15 protein-coding genes are annotated in these 16,517 nt (G+C 40.9%); 5 read left to right on the top strand and 10 right to left on the bottom strand.

The window, feature by feature from the left end:
- Positions 1–79: 79 nt before the first annotated feature.
- Positions 80–517 (bottom strand): NUDIX hydrolase, encoded by a 438-nt coding sequence (locus TY49_RS14335; protein ID WP_041966591.1) that lies wholly within the window; start codon positions 515–517, stop codon positions 80–82.
- Between the two features lie 259 nt (positions 518–776).
- Between TY49_RS14335 and TY49_RS14340 the strand changes: the two genes are divergently transcribed.
- Together TY49_RS14340 and TY49_RS14345 are read left to right on the top strand one after the other, a co-directional pair.
- Positions 777–1,085 (top strand): DUF4257 domain-containing protein, encoded by a 309-nt coding sequence (locus TY49_RS14340; protein WP_156972693.1) that lies wholly within the window; start codon positions 777–779, stop codon positions 1,083–1,085.
- Positions 1,086–1,335: 250 nt separating this feature from the next.
- Complete coding sequence (locus tag TY49_RS14345; protein ID WP_041966592.1) at positions 1,336–1,848, top strand: undecaprenyl-diphosphatase; 513 nt, start codon at positions 1,336–1,338, stop codon at positions 1,846–1,848.
- 487 nt (positions 1,849–2,335) lie between these two features.
- Here the strand turns inward: TY49_RS14345 and TY49_RS14350 are convergent, their stop codons facing one another.
- Positions 2,336–2,698: a GNAT family N-acetyltransferase gene (locus TY49_RS14350; protein WP_369390076.1), complete on the bottom strand. Its 363-nt coding sequence runs from the start codon at positions 2,696–2,698 to the stop codon at positions 2,336–2,338.
- Positions 2,699–2,975: 277 nt separating this feature from the next.
- On the opposite strand from TY49_RS14350, the gene TY49_RS14355 reads away from it, so the two are divergent.
- Together TY49_RS14355 and TY49_RS14360 are read left to right on the top strand one after the other, a co-directional pair.
- Positions 2,976–3,473 (top strand): RNA polymerase sigma factor, encoded by a 498-nt coding sequence (locus TY49_RS14355; protein WP_041966593.1) that lies wholly within the window; start codon positions 2,976–2,978, stop codon positions 3,471–3,473.
- Entirely contained in the window at positions 3,470–4,921 is a 1,452-nt protein-coding gene (locus TY49_RS14360; RefSeq protein ID WP_041966594.1) for a zf-HC2 domain-containing protein, read from the top strand. The genes TY49_RS14355 and TY49_RS14360 overlap by 4 nt, the downstream gene beginning before the upstream one ends.
- Positions 4,922–5,058: 137 nt before the next feature.
- Here the strand turns inward: TY49_RS14360 and TY49_RS14365 are convergent, their stop codons facing one another.
- Positions 5,059–5,418, bottom strand: a complete 360-nt coding sequence (locus TY49_RS14365; RefSeq protein ID WP_041966595.1) for a VOC family protein — start codon at positions 5,416–5,418, stop codon at positions 5,059–5,061.
- A gap of 462 nt (positions 5,419–5,880) precedes the next feature.
- On the opposite strand from TY49_RS14365, the gene TY49_RS14370 reads away from it, so the two are divergent.
- Positions 5,881–6,720, top strand: coding sequence for an STAS domain-containing protein (locus TY49_RS14370; RefSeq protein WP_041966596.1), 840 nt, complete (start codon positions 5,881–5,883; stop codon positions 6,718–6,720).
- A 42-nt stretch (positions 6,721–6,762) separates the two neighbouring features.
- Here TY49_RS14370 and TY49_RS14375 read toward each other — a convergent pair whose 3' ends face one another.
- From TY49_RS14375 to TY49_RS14405, 7 genes are all read right to left on the bottom strand, one after another.
- Entirely contained in the window at positions 6,763–8,097 is a 1,335-nt protein-coding gene (locus tag TY49_RS14375) for a redoxin domain-containing protein (protein WP_369390080.1), read from the bottom strand.
- A 76-nt stretch (positions 8,098–8,173) separates the two neighbouring features.
- Positions 8,174–11,356, bottom strand: coding sequence for a DEAD/DEAH box helicase (locus TY49_RS14380; protein WP_041966598.1), 3,183 nt, complete (start codon positions 11,354–11,356; stop codon positions 8,174–8,176).
- Positions 11,357–11,508: 152 nt separating this feature from the next.
- A complete protein-coding gene (locus TY49_RS14385; protein ID WP_041966599.1) occupies positions 11,509–11,835 on the bottom strand; it encodes an ArsR/SmtB family transcription factor in 327 nt (108 codons plus the stop codon).
- Position 11,836: 1 nt separating this feature from the next.
- Positions 11,837–12,250 (bottom strand): SRPBCC family protein, encoded by a 414-nt coding sequence (locus TY49_RS14390; protein WP_156972694.1) that lies wholly within the window; start codon positions 12,248–12,250, stop codon positions 11,837–11,839.
- A gap of 123 nt (positions 12,251–12,373) precedes the next feature.
- On the bottom strand, positions 12,374–13,981 hold the full coding sequence (locus TY49_RS14395) for a ribonuclease J (protein WP_084135497.1): 1,608 nt from the start codon (positions 13,979–13,981) through the stop codon (positions 12,374–12,376).
- A 433-nt stretch (positions 13,982–14,414) separates the two neighbouring features.
- Complete coding sequence (locus TY49_RS14400) at positions 14,415–15,572, bottom strand: homogentisate 1,2-dioxygenase (protein ID WP_041966602.1); 1,158 nt, start codon at positions 15,570–15,572, stop codon at positions 14,415–14,417.
- Between the two features lie 15 nt (positions 15,573–15,587).
- Entirely contained in the window at positions 15,588–16,511 is a 924-nt protein-coding gene (locus TY49_RS14405) for a fumarylacetoacetate hydrolase family protein (protein ID WP_041966603.1), read from the bottom strand.
- Positions 16,512–16,517 lie beyond the last annotated feature (6 nt).

The raw sequence follows: 16,517 nt of genomic DNA on the forward strand, positions 1-16,517 counted from the left end.
AAAATACCTATACTTATTCGCTAAGTCGACACGTATTTCCTTTTTTAGGCAAAAATAATACCACCTTTTAAAGGCGGCATCATTTGTATTGCAATTTGTTATTTATTTTCTCTGCCTCTTCAATGCTTTCTTTTAACCAGAGGGGAGCTTTGGGATGGGCAAAAATTTCTGCTGCCGTCATCCAATATACTGCCTCAACTTCATCTTTACTTTTTGGATATGGTTCGCCAGTGTCAATTTCACAATAAAATACGAGATCGAGTACTTCCCTTCCATCCGGAAGAACAAAAGAAGTATTCCGAACATATTTAACATCATCATTTATTGTGATGCCCACTTCCTCGAAGAGCTCCCTTTTCAAAGTCCTCTCAATCAAGTCTTTTGAGAACCCCTCGTTTTCTGCGGTTCCTCCAACAAGCGAAAGAAGCCCTCCAGCATGTTCCTCTTTGGAGCTCCTTTCAATAACCAGCCACTTTCCTTCCCTGTAAATAGCGCCTTCTACATTCAAAACAAACATTCGTGATCCCCTTTCCAATTGCTCTTCTTTGATTCGCATACACTCATTTGTATCCCTTCTTTAAGCCTAAAGGCCTGTAACTTATTTTAAAGGTCCCAAATAATAATTTTTACCAAAAAGTTACACATATTTATTACCATTAAAATTTACTGAAAATTCGATAAATTTACACATGCTTTTCCAACATTACTACTTGTATAATAGTAATACACCCTAGAGTTACTGAGGGTAGACCAACAAAAATAGGAGAGTGATCAATTTGTTAGAAAACGTTATTTTCGCAATGGTCATCGGTGGATTTGTTGGACTGACAGCTCATGTGAGAAAACGAGGCAAGATCATCATGCCCCGAAGAACAAAGAAATTCATTTACCTTGGTTTCTTGGAAGAAATCCTTACCGGTTCATTAGCAGCCGCACTTTTAGTGGTCTCATCCGAAGCGGACTCATTACTTAGAGTTTTTTTGATGTCAATCATGGCGGGTTTTGGGGGTGATGCCTTACTAAGAGGACTAGAATTATTTCGAATAGGAAGCAGTAACCCGGGCGGGGAGGATATTGGCAAATGAAAAACACAATACCCCAGCCTAAGAGAAAGAAGTTTGCTAACGCCATTGGTCAAGCAGCTTCCAGAGTGCTTGTTTTTTTTTGATAAAAATAAACTTGGGAAAATTTTATCCTCGAATAAATTTGCTTCTCTTCCCCTCTATCCGACTAACCCTCCACCCATAAGTAAACTTTCCATTTATAAGTCCGTTCTTTTTCACATTATTATTTCTGACATGGGAAAATTAAGATAAAAACCATGAGGAGAACAATATGGACTTAAGACTTTTTCAGCGTATTAACAAGCTTTCAGGACGACTTTCGCCCATTGATAACCTGATGATTTTCATTTCAAATCGGGGCCGTTATGTTTATGCTTTTATAATCCTTGTGCTGCTGTTCAAAAACCGGAAAAACAAACAAATTGCCATCGAAACGGGAAGTTCAGTGCTACTAAGTCTTGTGGTGCAATTTTTCATAAAATTGTTTTACGATAAACCGCGCCCTTTCGAAAAAAGACGAGTCGGGATTCTCATTCCGTCCAAAATGGATTCGTCCTTCCCAAGCAAGCATACAATCTTGGCCTTTGCAGCGTCGACTACTATACTGATGTTCCATCGGAAATTAGGAACAATCATGATGTGGATATCAGCGTTAACTGGCTTTTCCCGCATCTGGGTTGGTCACCACTACCCATCCGATATCATTGGGAGTGCCATACTCGGATCACTGACAAGTATAGTGACACGAATCATTTCATTCAGTAAATTAGGAAACAAACCTTAAGGTCAGCTAACAAACCCTTAGCCTTAGTGACGGACACTTTTTCCTTGTTTGCTATGATTTCTGTCCGTCATGACCTTGATCACGGATACTTTTCCGGGACTTCTCTAATTTTCTGTCCGTCATGACCTTATTGACGGACACTTTTCCGGCACTTCTGTAATTTTCTGTCCGTCATGGCCTTGATGACGGACACTTTTCCGGCACTTCTGTAATTTTCTGTCCGTCATGGCCTTGATAACGGACACTTTTCCGGCACTTCTCTAATTTTCTGTCCGTCATGACCTTGATCATGAACACTTTTCCGGGACTTCTCTAATTTTCTGTCCGTCATGACCTTGATGACGGACACTTTTCCGGTTCTTCTCTAATTTTCTGTCCCTCATAACCTTGGTGACGGACACTTTTCCAGGTCTTCCTCTCATTTCTGTCCGTCATAACCTTGATGACAGACACTTTTCCGGACTTCTCTAATTAACTGTCCGTCATATCAGTGAACCTCAGCCTTAAGTTTGTAAGCAGCCAACTGCTCTCCCCAGGGTGCTATTTCTGTCTCCATAAATCCGGCTTTCTTATACGCAGCTCTTGCCCCTTCGTTCTCCTGATTATAGCCAATCATGATCGTTGGGATTCCGTTCGTGTTCATTCTTTTAATCTTTTCAACTACTAATTTTACCGCCGCAGATCCATAGCCTTTACCCTGATGCATCTCATCGATCATTAAACGATAAATCCAATAATTATTGTCGTCCCGATCAATGCCAAACATCGCGAACCCCACCATCTGATCTCCTGCATAAATACCACTTGCTGTAAACTGATCAAGAAATTGGACTTCAGCGATGGAGTACAAATTAGAAGCGACAAAGTTCTTTTGCTCTTCCTTAACTTTTTACTGTATTACCTCTTCCCAGTTATGCTTTGTAATCGGTTTTAAAGTTAACATCATAAAATCACTCCTAATTTAACTACAAAAATAAAAATCTTAACCGATGTAATTCATGTTAATATTTTAGATAATTTTACCATTAACTAGTGAATTCTTAACCTTCTTTATAAATATTTCTAAAATACACGTGTAACTTTACCCGGTTTCAACTGTCTATGTTTTCCAGAGAGAGGGGGATGAAATGTCAGACCCAAGAATTGAATTATATGAGACCTACAAGAATGCGATTTTCTTATACTTATATCGCTCAACTTTAAATCAGCATATTGCCGAAGATCTTACCCAGGATACATTTTTCAAGGCCTTCCAGTCACTGTCGAGCTTTCGTGGTGATTCCTCATTGAAAACCTGGCTTTTTAAAATAGCAAGGAACACATATATCAATTACAGCAGGAAGAAACAGAACAAAATGGAGTTCCAGACAGATTTAATTGACATGCACTGGTCCCAACAGCCAGATCATTACAAACGTTCCGATGATCAGCATCAAATCGAGCTAACATTACTGAAGCTGCCGGAAAATTACAGAACGTATATTATCCTGCGTGATGTCAATGCCCTTTCATATGAAGAAGTTGCCCTTATAACAAACGAATCAACCGGCCAGGTAAAAGTTGGATTATACCGAGCACGGAAGAGATTCAGGGAAATCTACCGAGAAATGGAGGATGGAGAATGAAGCTGGAGCATGATGTTGTACAGGATTTATATCCATTATATTTAGAAGATGACTTAAGTCCTTCAGTAAAAACCGCAGTTGATGAGCATCTGAAGGAATGTGAGGAATGCAAAACTTTTTACGAAACAGGAGAGAAATCATTTCAAATAAATGAAATTGAAGAGCCTATAGTACCTCAATCACTAGATGAAAAGATCATTTTAAAAATGAAGCTGACTCGTCTGCGGCTTATTTCTGTCGTGCTAGCAGTGATCATTTTTTCTATGATTTTAACTGACTATGTAAATGAACGGGAAAAAATGTTCATGGCTGTTAGCGATTATTATGTTGCGATTGAAAACTCACCACAAATGTTCGATTCTATTAAAAATAAAGAACAGAGCGATCTTATGCACATTGAGCAAACGTTTTTTCAGTTATTCGAGGGAATAATGGAGATTGAAGAATATATGAACTTTATTGAAAGCAAATTTTATGACTCGACAGCCTTCCATCTTAGCCTAAATACCCAAAGATTGAATTCCATGGTCCAAGTAATGAAAACTCGCTATAACCAGGGTAGATGGTCTGAAACCGATGAAGCAGCATTCCAGGCACTTAAGGAATACTTTAAGAAACAGGAAGACATCACTAGTGTGGAATATTCGAAAACTCACCATGGCTACAGTTCATACCTCCACATTCTGGACGTAAAAAAGCTGGATAAATTTTATGAAAATGTAAATTTATTAAGCTACAGCTATACCCGTTTTCACAAAATGCCTGAACAAATCAAAGTGCTGAGAGAGGCGGAGTTAAAAAGTAGGATCGCGTCCACTCTGGACATTAATAAGGATGATATCGACTTAAAAAAGGAAAACCCAGTCAATGCCATGTATGTCTACCGTTTTGAGATTGGTAATGGCTATGGAGGAGAAATTGATGCAATTAGTGGACAAATCACTCATTACTTTGGAGATACTGGACCATTAAGGGATGGGCCAATCATGGACCAAAAAGAAGCAGAAAAAAAGGCCATGTCCTATTTAGAAAAAATTTATGGAAAAGATTTAAATCTTGAACTCGTTTCTTTGGGTTTTAATTTCAACTCTTTTGCGGATGATTCCAGATATAAGGTTTATAGCTTCAAAGCTGTCCCTAAAGTAAAAGGTTATACATTGTATACCCCTTTAGAGACGGAGACCATATTAAATTTAAATGCAAGGAACGGTAAGCTTGAAAGCTTTGATCACAATCGTCATGTCCCTTCATTCGATGAACTGGATGTTGTTGACCTAACAGGTTCATCTGGCAATATTGATGATAAAAAAGCGGTCATCATATACTCTGCTATAACAGGTAATTTTGAACTTGTCTTTATGAAACCTGATTTAGAATACTTCCAGGAAGATAAATTTATTTCTGTCAAAACAGGACTTGAAGAGAAAATTTATATAGATGCATTTTAGAGTTAAATACTACCTTACGATTAAATGGGAAAGTAAATTAGCATAAAAAATGCTTGGAGCATATCATAAGGCTCCAGGCATCTTTATTAATCAATCCGTATTAAAGATAAACACCCGTTGAATAATTGTCTATTAAATTAGTTCCCGACTAAAACAAAAACATTGCCATCCGGGGCTTTCATTACTGCTACGTGTCCACCTAAAGAGTTTGGAAATGGAGTGCGTATCCACTCTATTTCCGTATTAGTTTTTAATGTTTCGTAAAAATCCTTAACATCTGCAACGACAATTTCGATTTCAGCAAAATTTAAATTCGGATTGTTCTTTAATACTAACTCTGAATTGCCATCAGGAAATCTCATTCCAATAAGACGCCAAAGTTTTCCCTCGTCTTGATAGGTTTCCCAAGCCTTGATTAAACCCATTGATTGATAGAATTTCACTGACTTATCAATATCATTTGTATAAATTGCAAGACATTCGATTCTGTTCCACACAAGAGGCTCCCCCATATCATTTCCCAATGCTGAACCAATTAACTATGTAACTGAGCTTTGTAGCATGGACAAAAAAACTTAACATAATATATTTATAATCACCTTAAATTCTCTGCCCCCCCATTTTATTGCTTGTCTTTACTCAATCGCTCAACCTCTTTTTACAGAAAATCAAGTCGTCGATGGATCCGGTATATTATCGGTAAGTATGCAATAATAACATGATGTACCATCCCATTGTTTTCCTCCTTAAGTATGCTAAATAATAAATTTTTAAATCTACAGCTAATAACTATTTCGATTTTCTAAGCATATATCCTTCAAAAAAAAGAATATCTGCCTGTCTGGTATTGGATTATTTGAGTTTACTTTTATTGTTTGTTACAGTTAAATTAAGGAGACTTAACACTATCTAGATGTTGTTAAATAATTTTAGTATATTGCCGGGGAGTGTACATAAAAATGGAATCAACTTTTAACCAAAGAGATGAAGTGACCGATTTCATTCAATCCAATAGGGAACTTTTCGAACAACACTTGTTATCAGAAGCGGTGAATGTAGCTTCGAAGATTAATGAGATTCTTCAAAAAGGGAATATCGACCTTTTAAAAAACGCTGAAAATTTAATTGTCTACATAGTGGAGCAGCAAGAAGAGAATTTGGTTGCTTTTGCTGAACAAGAGGGGATTGCCTGGGCAGAACATTCGTTGACTGTTGCTTTCAAGCTGGAATGGATTCAGGCCATTCGCCGAACTTTGTGGCACTTCCTTAATAAATATGATCAAATGTATGACCGATTTTCTGACCGCGAGGAATTCTTCCAACTCGAAAAAAGGATCAATGACCGAGTTGACCAATTCCTTAATACCTTCTTCCTTACTTATACAAAGTACAAAGATGAACTGCTTAACTCACAGAGGAAATTGGTTGAACACTTATCTGTTCCAATTATCCCTGTCAGCGCTACTGTTGCTGTACTTCCTCTAATCGGTATGATGGATGACTACAGAATGCAGATTATTGAAGAGAAGGTCCTGATGGATATTTCAAAACTGAAGGTCCAAACATTGATTATGGATCTATCTGGGATTGCAGACATGGAAATGAACGTCATCTCCCATTTCCAAAAAGTATTGAGCGGGGTATCGATGATGGGTTCAAACGCTGTCATTACTGGAATGCGTCCCGAGCTTGTAAGACAAATGATACATGCAGGAATCACTTTTGACCAAAAGGCAGAAACCAAAGGTACGTTACAGCAAACACTGAGATCCTATCTGGATAACGAAGTAACAAAATAATGAAGAAAGCCCCTATTCCTTACATAGGGGCTTTCCTGTTGGCTATAAAAATCTCTTGTCGAGCTCAGACACTAGTCTATTATTTTCTTCAATGTCCTGCTGAATTCCATCTATTTCGGAGGATATATTCAATTCCTGTTGTTTGACTGAGCTGATTTTCATTTGCTGGGTTTCGTGCTGTTCTGTGATCTTTCGCAAACGGTCTGCAAGGGACATGCTGTCATCCCTAATGGATAAGATACCAGATGAAACATTTTCGAGCTCTTTATTTTGCGATTTCACCTTTGCGTCTATCTCCTGCATAAGGTCATCAAAGTCAGTGAATGAAGAAAAACTTGAACTGATTTTGTTCTCTATTCCTTCTAATTGTGTCGATATATTTTGTGAAGCTTCTGCAGAGGCAGCCGCCAGCTTGCCAACTTCTTTTGCCACCACAGAAAATCCTTTACCATGTTCACCTGCACGTGCTGCTTCTATGGAAGCATTTAAGGCCAAGATTTTCGTTTGTCCTGAAATCGATGATATCGTTGAGCTGATGCTGCCAATGATTTTAGTTAAACTTACAAGTTCCTTTAACAATTCTGATGTTTGATTCATATGCTCGACAGCCTGCTGATTATCCTTTATGACAGCAACAGAGCCCACTGCTACTTCTTCAATTGCCCCGCTGTACATGCTAATCTTTGATTCCATTTGTTCAAATACGGTAAAAAATTGGGATAGTGCTTCTTTATTTTCAGTGAGCTCGCTCTCCAATCCATTAATAGAAACTAGATTACGATTCACACTCTGTTTAATCGTCTGGGTGGATAAAACAATATCATTGAAGGTTTCTTTCATTGCACCAACGAATACCCCTGCTTGTCCGTGTTCATTTGCTTCTTCTCCATCCTGACCTGATTGATGGATTTCCTGGACAATATTCAAAATACCATCCATCGCTGGACGGTCAAATTGGGAATCCCCGATATAGCTGTAGCGAATCACGTGGTTTTCGTCCAAGACATACGTGCTAGGTATCGCTATCCGGAAACTGTCCCATTTTATTGGAACAAACACCTCGTATTGTTTAATCACTAATCTCTTTTCATCAGAAAGAATCGGGATCTTGATGCCTTCCTGATCGACATACGCCTGGATTCCATTAATATTTTGTCCGGCAATTCCAAGAACCTGAATCCCCTTTTCTCTTAAGAAATCATATTGTTCATTCAGCTGAACCAGCTGATTTCGGCAGTTTGGTCACCAAGTGCCTCTTAAGAAAACAATAATAACAGGCTGACCTGCAAAGTCTGATAAGCTGTATTTTGTATTATGTGTTCCTGGCAAAGCAAAATCTGGTGCTTGCTTGCCTACGTTCAAACCTCTATTGGCCAAAATAATCTCTCCTCTAACAGCATTGTGTCAAAGATTATTATCGGCTTATCTTAAAATATATTAATGACTCAACTCTCTATATCTGCAAAATTTCGCGGATATCTTCCTCTGTCAGGGATGCTGAGCTTTTTTCTTCAATAATTTCTTCGATCATGTTCCGCTTTTTGTCCTGCAGATCATTCATCTTCTCTTCGATCGTTCCTCTGGCGATCAATTTGATGACCTGGACTTTATTCTTCTGTCCCATTCGGTGGGCACGGTCGGCGGCCTGCTCCTCAACGGCTGGATTCCACCATAAATCATAAAGGATAACTGTGTCAGCTCCTGTTAAGTTCAAGCCTGTGCCCCCTGCTTTCAGAGAAATCAGGAAAAAGTCTCGTTCTCCTGCGTTAAACTTTTCGCATGTTTCCACTCTATCTTCAGGAGGTGTTTGTCCGTCCAAGTAGAAAAAAGGAATGCCCTCATATGTTAACTCCTTGCCGATCAAGTCAAGCATTTTCGTGAACTGAGAAAAAATGAGCACCCTTCTCCCGGCAAATCTGGACTCCTCGATGATTTGTTTCAATTGTTCAAATTTAGCGGATCTGCCCTTGTATCCATCTATAAACAAGGCTGGATGGCAGCATATCTGCCTTAATCTTGTCAGGCCAGCCAGGATTTTGATCCGGTTTTTCCTGATCGTATTCTTATCCAGTTGCTTCAGGGTTTGATGGCGAAGCTTTGCTAGATAAGCAGCATAAAGCTTTTTCTCGTCAGGCAACAATTCAACTCTGTCGATTGATTCGATTTTTTCTGGTAGCTCCCCAAGCACTTCTTCCTTTATCCTTCGCAGTAAAAATGGACGAATCCTGCGGGCGATGGCCTTGCTCGTCAGGTTACTATATTCCTTCAACCCCTGGAATAACTCAGGAAAAACCACTCGGAAAATGGACCATAATTCCTCGATCGAGTTTTCAATCGGAGTACCGGTCAACGCGAAGCGGTGGTCTGCCTGTATGTTCATCACTGCTTTTGCCGTTTGAGTCAACGGATTTTTGAACGCTTGTGCTTCATCGAAAAAGACACTATGAAAATTGATTTTTTCGTATAAGTGAATATCCCTGCGCAGAAGCATGTAGGAAGTAATAACAACATCAATACCCGAAACATCCTTTAAAAGCTTGGACCGCTCCTCTTTATTGCCATCGATGATGACTGCCTGAATATCAGGAGTGAATTTCAAGAATTCACTGAGCCAGTTATAAACTAGGGACGATGGACAAACAATCAGGACGGGTTGTTCCCTTTTCCTTACATGTGATAGTTCTGAAGCAATATATGTGATACTTTGCAGTGTTTTACCAAGCCCCATATCATCTGCCAGAATTCCGCCAAATCCGTAACTTGCGAGAGTTTTCATCCATTGGAAACCATGTTTCTGGTATTCACGTAAAATGGGCTCCAATTTATCAGGGACATCGAACTTAACTTTTCCAGGGGTGCTGATTTCATCAAGAAAATTACGGAAAGAATCCTCTAACTGCAGTATGGATCTATCCTCGAAAGATTCTAGCATTTGCATCCCACGGACAATCGGAACATTTAACCCCTTTTCCAAATCTTCATCCTGGATTGGACCTGCCTTCAAGAAACGCTGGATTTCTTCCCATTCCTTCGTTTCCAGTGACATCAATGCCCCATTGCGTAAACGATAATATTTCCGTTTTTCTTCAAGAGCTTCAAGGATATCCCTGATATGTTTTTCAGGAATCCCATCCATTTCAAATTTGAATTCAAGCCAGTTTGTCCGCTCTTTTTTTACCTTGACTCGAATCTGCGGTCTGGCCGGCTCCCTGAAAATCCGATTCCTGACAGCTGTCGTAGCGTATACCTGTACAATCTTTTGCAGCTTTGGCATGAGATGATAAAGAAATTCATATTCAAGCTCTTCATTATGCAAAAAATAACCGCCATCCGTTTTCACGAAAGAACCTTCATTCAGCAACTCAAGGATCTGGTCCTCCTTGACCATGTCCCTGATTAACAGTGAATTGACTTTCGGTTCCCTCTCCTCGAGCGGATTGAAAACGATTTTTCCATACTGGAATTCGATTCCTGCCAGTAATCGGTTATTCACCCGATCAAGGTAAAGCTTTGCGATCAACGGCTCTGTTAAAAATTGCTTTGTTATGTCGCCATCTATTTGGACTTCCCCAATACGCCGCAGGCCTGGTACAACTTTTTCCACAAAGAAACCCATCTGGTCCTGTAAAATCGGTATGCTAGCTGTTCTTGATTGAGCGAGCACGTTTTTCAGTTCAAATAATCTGCTGCAATCCTCGGTGCTGAGCTGGATCAACCGGGTTTTCAACCAAACAAGGTCATATTTATGAAGAACAATAAGATCAGATATACCAGCAATTTTTAACGAATAGTCTTTCTCCGTGATTTTTTCAAAATTAAACAAAAGCGGCAGCCTTTCGTTCGAAATAGAAAACTGCCCGGTAACTTCGCCCGCCTCTATTAACTTAACATCCGGAGCCTTTTCCAGCAGCGGCACTAGCTGATGCCAAAAGGATGGCGGAATGATCAAGGTTGAGGAGTCATTCTCATCTTTCAACGATAACTCTGAGTCATGGACGATTTGGATAAGTATTTTGATGATAGAGTCGATATCGTTTTGAAAACAATGAAGCTTCGGGTTATAAGTGAACAAGTCAGATAGCAATGCAGTCTCCCGGCTCGCCACACTCTTCAGGAATCCTGAGATATCTTCTATTTTAATTGGACCAATACTCATCGAGACACCCAGCATCATTTGCTGATCACTGGTTTCAACCGGCTTGATTCCGAACATCGTGTTCAGGGTCTTCCTCGTTTCAAAGTGGAGCTGGTGGCCGCTTTTCCTTCGAGGTTTTTGACTGAAAATGGTAAGCAGTCCTTCTGCAAGCCCATTTCCAGGCCGCTCATTACTTTTTATTGCATTTGATGTCCCTTGCTTTTGCTCATCCAAAATAGCCAGCAATACTGCGGCCACATGCTGACACTCATGTTTGACAGACGCAAGCTTCGGACATGTGCACTCAGCTGCGAAACGGCCTTCAACATTTTTCGTAACAGTGATATGAAATACATCCGCCCCTGTCACGGTTGCTTTCACGTGATTTTCATCGTAGTCAGTAAACCCGACTTTTCCCGCACGGTAAAACGCATCCCCCCGCTTGAAGGAAACAGTTCCGCATAAATCCTTGATGAGTTTTTGATTTAGTTTGATATCCATGCTCTGCTCCCTCCTCGAAGATGCAATAATCGATAATTATTAGTGTAGACCTTATGTACTCATTTGTTAAGCAGGAATGTGAAAAGCATGGAGAATACCCCATGCTCGGAAATTTTCAAAATGGAAATGTAGGCTTCCAGGACACCTGAAACTTAGTCATCATCACATTCTACCAAATTTTTCAGTGCTGAAAGTTTGTTATCCCAATATATCTCGAAAAACGAAAGCCATTCCTGCAATTCCTGAAGCGGTTCTGGCTGTAATGAATAGCGGGTTTCACGTCCAATTTTCTTACTTGTTACCAAACCTGCTTCAGATAACACAAATAAGTGTTTGTTGACAGCCGTCCTGGTAATCGAAAATTCTTCGGTTAGGGACACAACCGGCATCTCCTTGTCTGCGAGCAGCTTCAGGATTTTACGTCGAGTAGGATCCGCGACAGCCTGGAACACATCATGTCTTGCTGCAGAAGATGGCATGTTAACCCTCGATATAGGATGGAAGTGCTTCGTTAACGATTTTATCCCATCCATTATCCATGATTCCCTGAATAATCGTATGAGGCTGTCCAAATTCCGTAACCTTTTCAGGATCCCAACCTGAGTGAATTAAGGTGAACTCTGTCTTGCCTTCCAGCTCCTTCAGTTCGAATACAAGGTTCCAATCCTTCCCCCAATCAAAACCCAGACGATTCGGTGGATCCAATTCCGTCACTTTGCACGGCGAATCACCAAATGGGCCTGCGTGGAGAATGAACTCTTTGCCAACTTCGGCTTCAAATGTATTTGGCATCCACCAGGCTTCGATTCCTTCTGATGTTGCGACTGCTTTCCATACTTTTTCAATTGGCGCATTTAGAACAATACTTTTACGTATTTCTCTTTGTGTATCCATGTTTTTAGCCTCCATTATGTAATAACACTAATTGGTGTCACTTTACAAATATATAACACCTTTTAGTGTCATGTCAATAAAATGGACCAGGCACAAAGTATCGTACCTGGTCCACTATGAAAATTAAATCTCAATAATAATTGGTAAAATCATCGGCCTTCTTCTTGTTTTTTGGAAGATATGCTGACCAACTGCTTTTTTGATGCCCTGTTTAATGACATTCCACCGATGGACATTGTCTTCCTGAAGTTCTGTCACCGTTTTCGTCACAATGCTGTTCACATCTCTCATTAGGTCTTCGGAATTTTTCACAAAAACAAACCCACGCGAGATTGTATCTGGTCCAGAAATAATTTTCCTTTCTGCTTTGCTTAATGTCAGGACAATGACTAGCATTCCATCCTCGGATAGCTGCTTTCTGTCCCTAAGCACGATTTCACCAACATCGCCGACACTTACGCCATCAACATACGTATCACCTGCTGGCACATTACGGGTCTGGCGCGCTTCTCCATTTTCAATGTCAACAACATCACCATTTTTAACAATGAATGTATTCCCTTTTTCTACACCAACGGATTCTGCCAGCAAGCGGTGGTGATGCAGCATCCTGTACTCCCCGTGAATCGGGATGAAATACTTAGGCTTCATCAAGGTCAGCATCAGCTTGAGATCTTCCTGGTAGCCATGGCCGGAAACATGCATGCCAGTTGTGCTGCCGGAGCCATAAATGACTTTCGCACCGAGTTTGAACAAATTATCGATAATCTTGGAAACATCCTTTTCATTCCCGGGAATCGGCGACGCAGCCATGATGACTGTATCTCCAGGATAAATAGAGACATCGCGAAAATTTCCGGTTGAAAGGCGGGAAAGCGCGGCCATAGGCTCTCCCTGGCTGCCTGTACAAAGAATCGCAACTTTGTCAGGATCCAATTGGTCGACAACATTTGGTTGAATCAGCATTCCTTCAGGAACGTTCAAGTAACCTCTTTCTATGGCCACATCAACAACATTGACCATACTCCTGCCTAGCAATGCTAACTTCCTGTTTGTCTTTATTGCTGCCTCGACAACCTGCTGAACCCTGTTGACGTTAGAGGCAAATGTTGAAACGAAAATTTTTCCATCTGCCTTCATGAAAGCTTCTTCAAGATGGCTCGCGACCATTCGCTCAGAGGGGGTCAAACCAGTACGCTCAGCATTCGTACTCTCGGATAACAGGGCGAGGACACCCTCAGTGCCGATTTTCGCCATTTTATGGATTTCTGATTGTTCATCATTAGCAGGCGTTAAGTCAAACTTGAAGTCTCCTGTATGGACAACATCCCCCTCTGGAGTGTGGAATACAATCCCAATACAGTCTGGGATGCTGTGACTTACTTTGAAAAAAGAAACCTTAACCTTGCCAAAATCCACTACTGAGTCCGAATTGATTTTATTCAGCTCAGTCCCTCTGAGGAGCTTGTGCTCACCAAGTTTCAGTTCAATTAACCCGAGTGTAAAATCTGTCGCATAAACTGGCGCTTTTAGTTTCTTGAAGAAATACGGGACTCCTCCGATATGGTCCTCGTGTCCATGGGTCACAATCAATCCGCGGATTTTCTCTCGATTTTCTTCAAGGTAAGTCATTTCCGGAATGATTAAATCGATTCCTAATAGACTTTCATCAGGAAACTTCCCACCACAGTCAATCACAAAAATATCGTCCTCATATTGGACAACATACATATTTTTTCCGATTTCATTAATACCGCCCAAGGCGAATATAGATAAAGTCACGTCATATCCTCCTAATCCGTAATCGATTTTGTTAGTATTGCCAGTTTTTAACCGATTATTTAGTCTCTAAGAGGAATTGGGCTTCACCAAACAGGTATTTCTAATTTTTATTGAAGAAAATTAGTGTTTTTAATCCGGATAACTGTTTATTTGAAGAAAACTCAATGATTTTAAGTCAGCAAGAAACACTTATTGGCGATAATTTAATTTTATTGGCGATTTTCACATATTTATTGGCGAAAAAATGATTTTATTGGCGATTTTCACACGTTTATTGGCGAAAATAAAACTTTATTGGCGAACTGGAAAAAATCATAGTTTTTTTCCAGTTTCTCCACAAAAATAGGCCAACTCGCTCATTAGCGAAATTGGCCATCTTAACTTATTTTTCAATCCATGTATACATATACTGGTCGTCTTCGATATCCTTGGCTTTCTTTACTGTTTTCAGCGGTCGGAAGGTATCGATCATGACCGCTAGCTCTAGTGTTTCTTTTTTGCCGATGCTTGCTTCTGTCTTGCCTGGGTGTGGTCCGTGCGGGATTCCGCTTGGGTGCAATGTAATCGAGCCTTCCTTGATTCCCTTGCGGCTCATGAAATTGCCTTCCACATAGTAAAGCAGTTCATCGCTGTTTACGTTGCTGTGGTAATATGGCGCCGGAATCGCTTCAGGATGGTAATCGTAAAGCCTTGGCACGAAGGAACATACCACATAATTATGGCCTTCGAATGTCTGGTGCACTGGCGGTGGCTGATGGATCCGTCCCGTGATCGGCTCGAAGTCCTCAATATTGAAAGCCCATGGATAAAGATAGCCATCCCAGCCAACAACGTCAAGCGGGTGGTGGTTCAATACGTGGCGGTGCAGATGACCGCGTGTCTTCGTGATGACTTCATGTTCCCCTTTTTCAGAGAAAGTTTCCAGTGACTCAGGTCCTCTGATATCGCGTTCACAGAACGGACTATGCTCGAGCAGCTGCCCATATTCATTGCGATATCGCCTTGGAGTAGTAATCTGGCTGAACGATTCAACAATCAATGCCTTTGTCTGCTCGGAATCATCTGGAACAACCCTGTACATCGTGCCGATTGGAATAACGACATAATCACCAGGGCGATAGTTTATTGTTCCAAACATTGTTTCTACCTTGCCGGATCCATGATGGAAAAAGAACATCTCGTCTCCATCGCCATTTCGGTAAAATTGCTTCATCGGTTCAGTAATATTCGCAAACCCAATCAAAAGATCGTCATTGCCGAGGATATATTCTCTCCCACTTAACGCGTCCCCATTTTTCGTGATCTGGTCAGTCAGGAAGTGCCGATGGTTCAGTGAGCCCTGTTCCTCATATTCAGGCAAGTAGCTGCCGATCAATTCGCTTCTCACAACCTCTGTTGGCATATGGTGGTGATAAAGAATTGACTGTGTACCAGAAAAACCTTTTGTTCCCATTACCTGCTCCCTGAACAGCGAACCATCTTCCTTTTTAAAAATGGTATGGCGTTTCTTCGGGATTTCTCCCAGCTGGCGGTAGTACATGAAAACACCTTCTTTCTACTCTTCTATAATTTTATTTTTCAGGACACCGAGTCCTGTAATCTCTAGTTCCACTACATCGCCCGGTTCAAGCCAGCGATGAACATCCGTTCCTAGTTCGAGGATGCAGCCTGTTCCGACTGTTCCTGAGCCGATCACTTCTCCGGGATACAGAGTCGTACCCGCTGATGCACGCTCGATCATTTCACCGAATGAATAATAAATGTCCTTCATATTTCCCTTGGACAGCTCTTTGCCGTTGACACGAGCAACCATTTCAAGGTCATAGCCTTTCCCCGCTTTGAGGTAGTCCAGCTCATCTTTAGTGACCAAATGTGGACCGAATGAAGTAGCGAAATCTTTCCCCTTCGCCGGACCAAGTCCGACCTTCATTTCCTGTCGCTGAAAGTCACGGGCACTCCAGTCATTCATGATAAAAAAGCCAAAAATATGCTGTTCGGCATCCTTCGCTTTAATATTACGGCCTTCCTTGCCGATGACACAGGCGATTTCCAGTTCGTAATCCATCCATTCACAGTTCTGTGGGCGCCTGATGTCTTCCTCAGGACCCTTAATGGCAAGATGGTTGGTAAAATAGAACACCGGAATCTCATACCATTCAGGGATCATTTCAAGGCCTCGGTTTTCCCTTGCTGTTTTTACATGCTGCTCGAATGCGTAAAAATCACGGACACTCCTCGGATTCGACAGCGGCGATTTTAAGCTGACTTCATCCAAAGAATAGGAACCACTGCCAGTTTCAATCAGACCTTTATTTTTCTCGATATACTCCATGAATACATCATGGTTCTCGATGAATGCCAGCATATTGTCAGGCAATGTACCGTTCGATGCTTCGTGCATATCGACAGCCTGATTCTGCGAATTAATCCAGCCAGCACGGATTGAACCGTCTTTTTTCATAAAAGTTATAAACTTCATATCATC

The sequence above is a fragment of the Mesobacillus selenatarsenatis SF-1 genome (genome assembly GCF_000813125.1).
Taxonomy (GTDB): domain Bacteria; phylum Bacillota; class Bacilli; order Bacillales; family Cytobacillaceae; genus Mesobacillus; species Mesobacillus selenatarsenatis.

Excerpts from the sequence above, each read along its gene's own strand:
- TY49_RS14405 (WP_041966603.1), bottom strand. The coding sequence starts at position 16,511 with ATGAAGTTTATAACTTTTATGAAAAAAGACGGTTCAATCCGTGCTGGC.
- TY49_RS14355 (WP_041966593.1), top strand. The coding sequence starts at position 2,976 with ATGTCAGACCCAAGAATTGAATTATATGAGACCTACAAGAATGCGATT.
- TY49_RS14385 (WP_041966599.1), bottom strand. The coding sequence starts at position 11,835 with ATGCCATCTTCTGCAGCAAGACATGATGTGTTCCAGGCTGTCGCGGAT.
- TY49_RS14335 (WP_041966591.1), bottom strand. The coding sequence starts at position 517 with ATGTTTGTTTTGAATGTAGAAGGCGCTATTTACAGGGAAGGAAAGTGG.
- TY49_RS14370 (WP_041966596.1), top strand. The coding sequence starts at position 5,881 with ATGGAATCAACTTTTAACCAAAGAGATGAAGTGACCGATTTCATTCAA.
- TY49_RS14380 (WP_041966598.1), bottom strand. The coding sequence starts at position 11,356 with ATGGATATCAAACTAAATCAAAAACTCATCAAGGATTTATGCGGAACT.
- TY49_RS14390 (WP_156972694.1), bottom strand. The coding sequence starts at position 12,250 with ATGGATACACAAAGAGAAATACGTAAAAGTATTGTTCTAAATGCGCCA.
- TY49_RS14360 (WP_041966594.1), top strand. The coding sequence starts at position 3,470 with ATGAAGCTGGAGCATGATGTTGTACAGGATTTATATCCATTATATTTA.
- TY49_RS14395 (WP_084135497.1), bottom strand. The coding sequence starts at position 13,981 with ATGTATGTTGTCCAATATGAGGACGATATTTTTGTGATTGACTGTGGT.
- TY49_RS14400 (WP_041966602.1), bottom strand. The coding sequence starts at position 15,572 with ATGTACTACCGCCAGCTGGGAGAAATCCCGAAGAAACGCCATACCATT.
- TY49_RS14345 (WP_041966592.1), top strand. The coding sequence starts at position 1,336 with ATGGACTTAAGACTTTTTCAGCGTATTAACAAGCTTTCAGGACGACTT.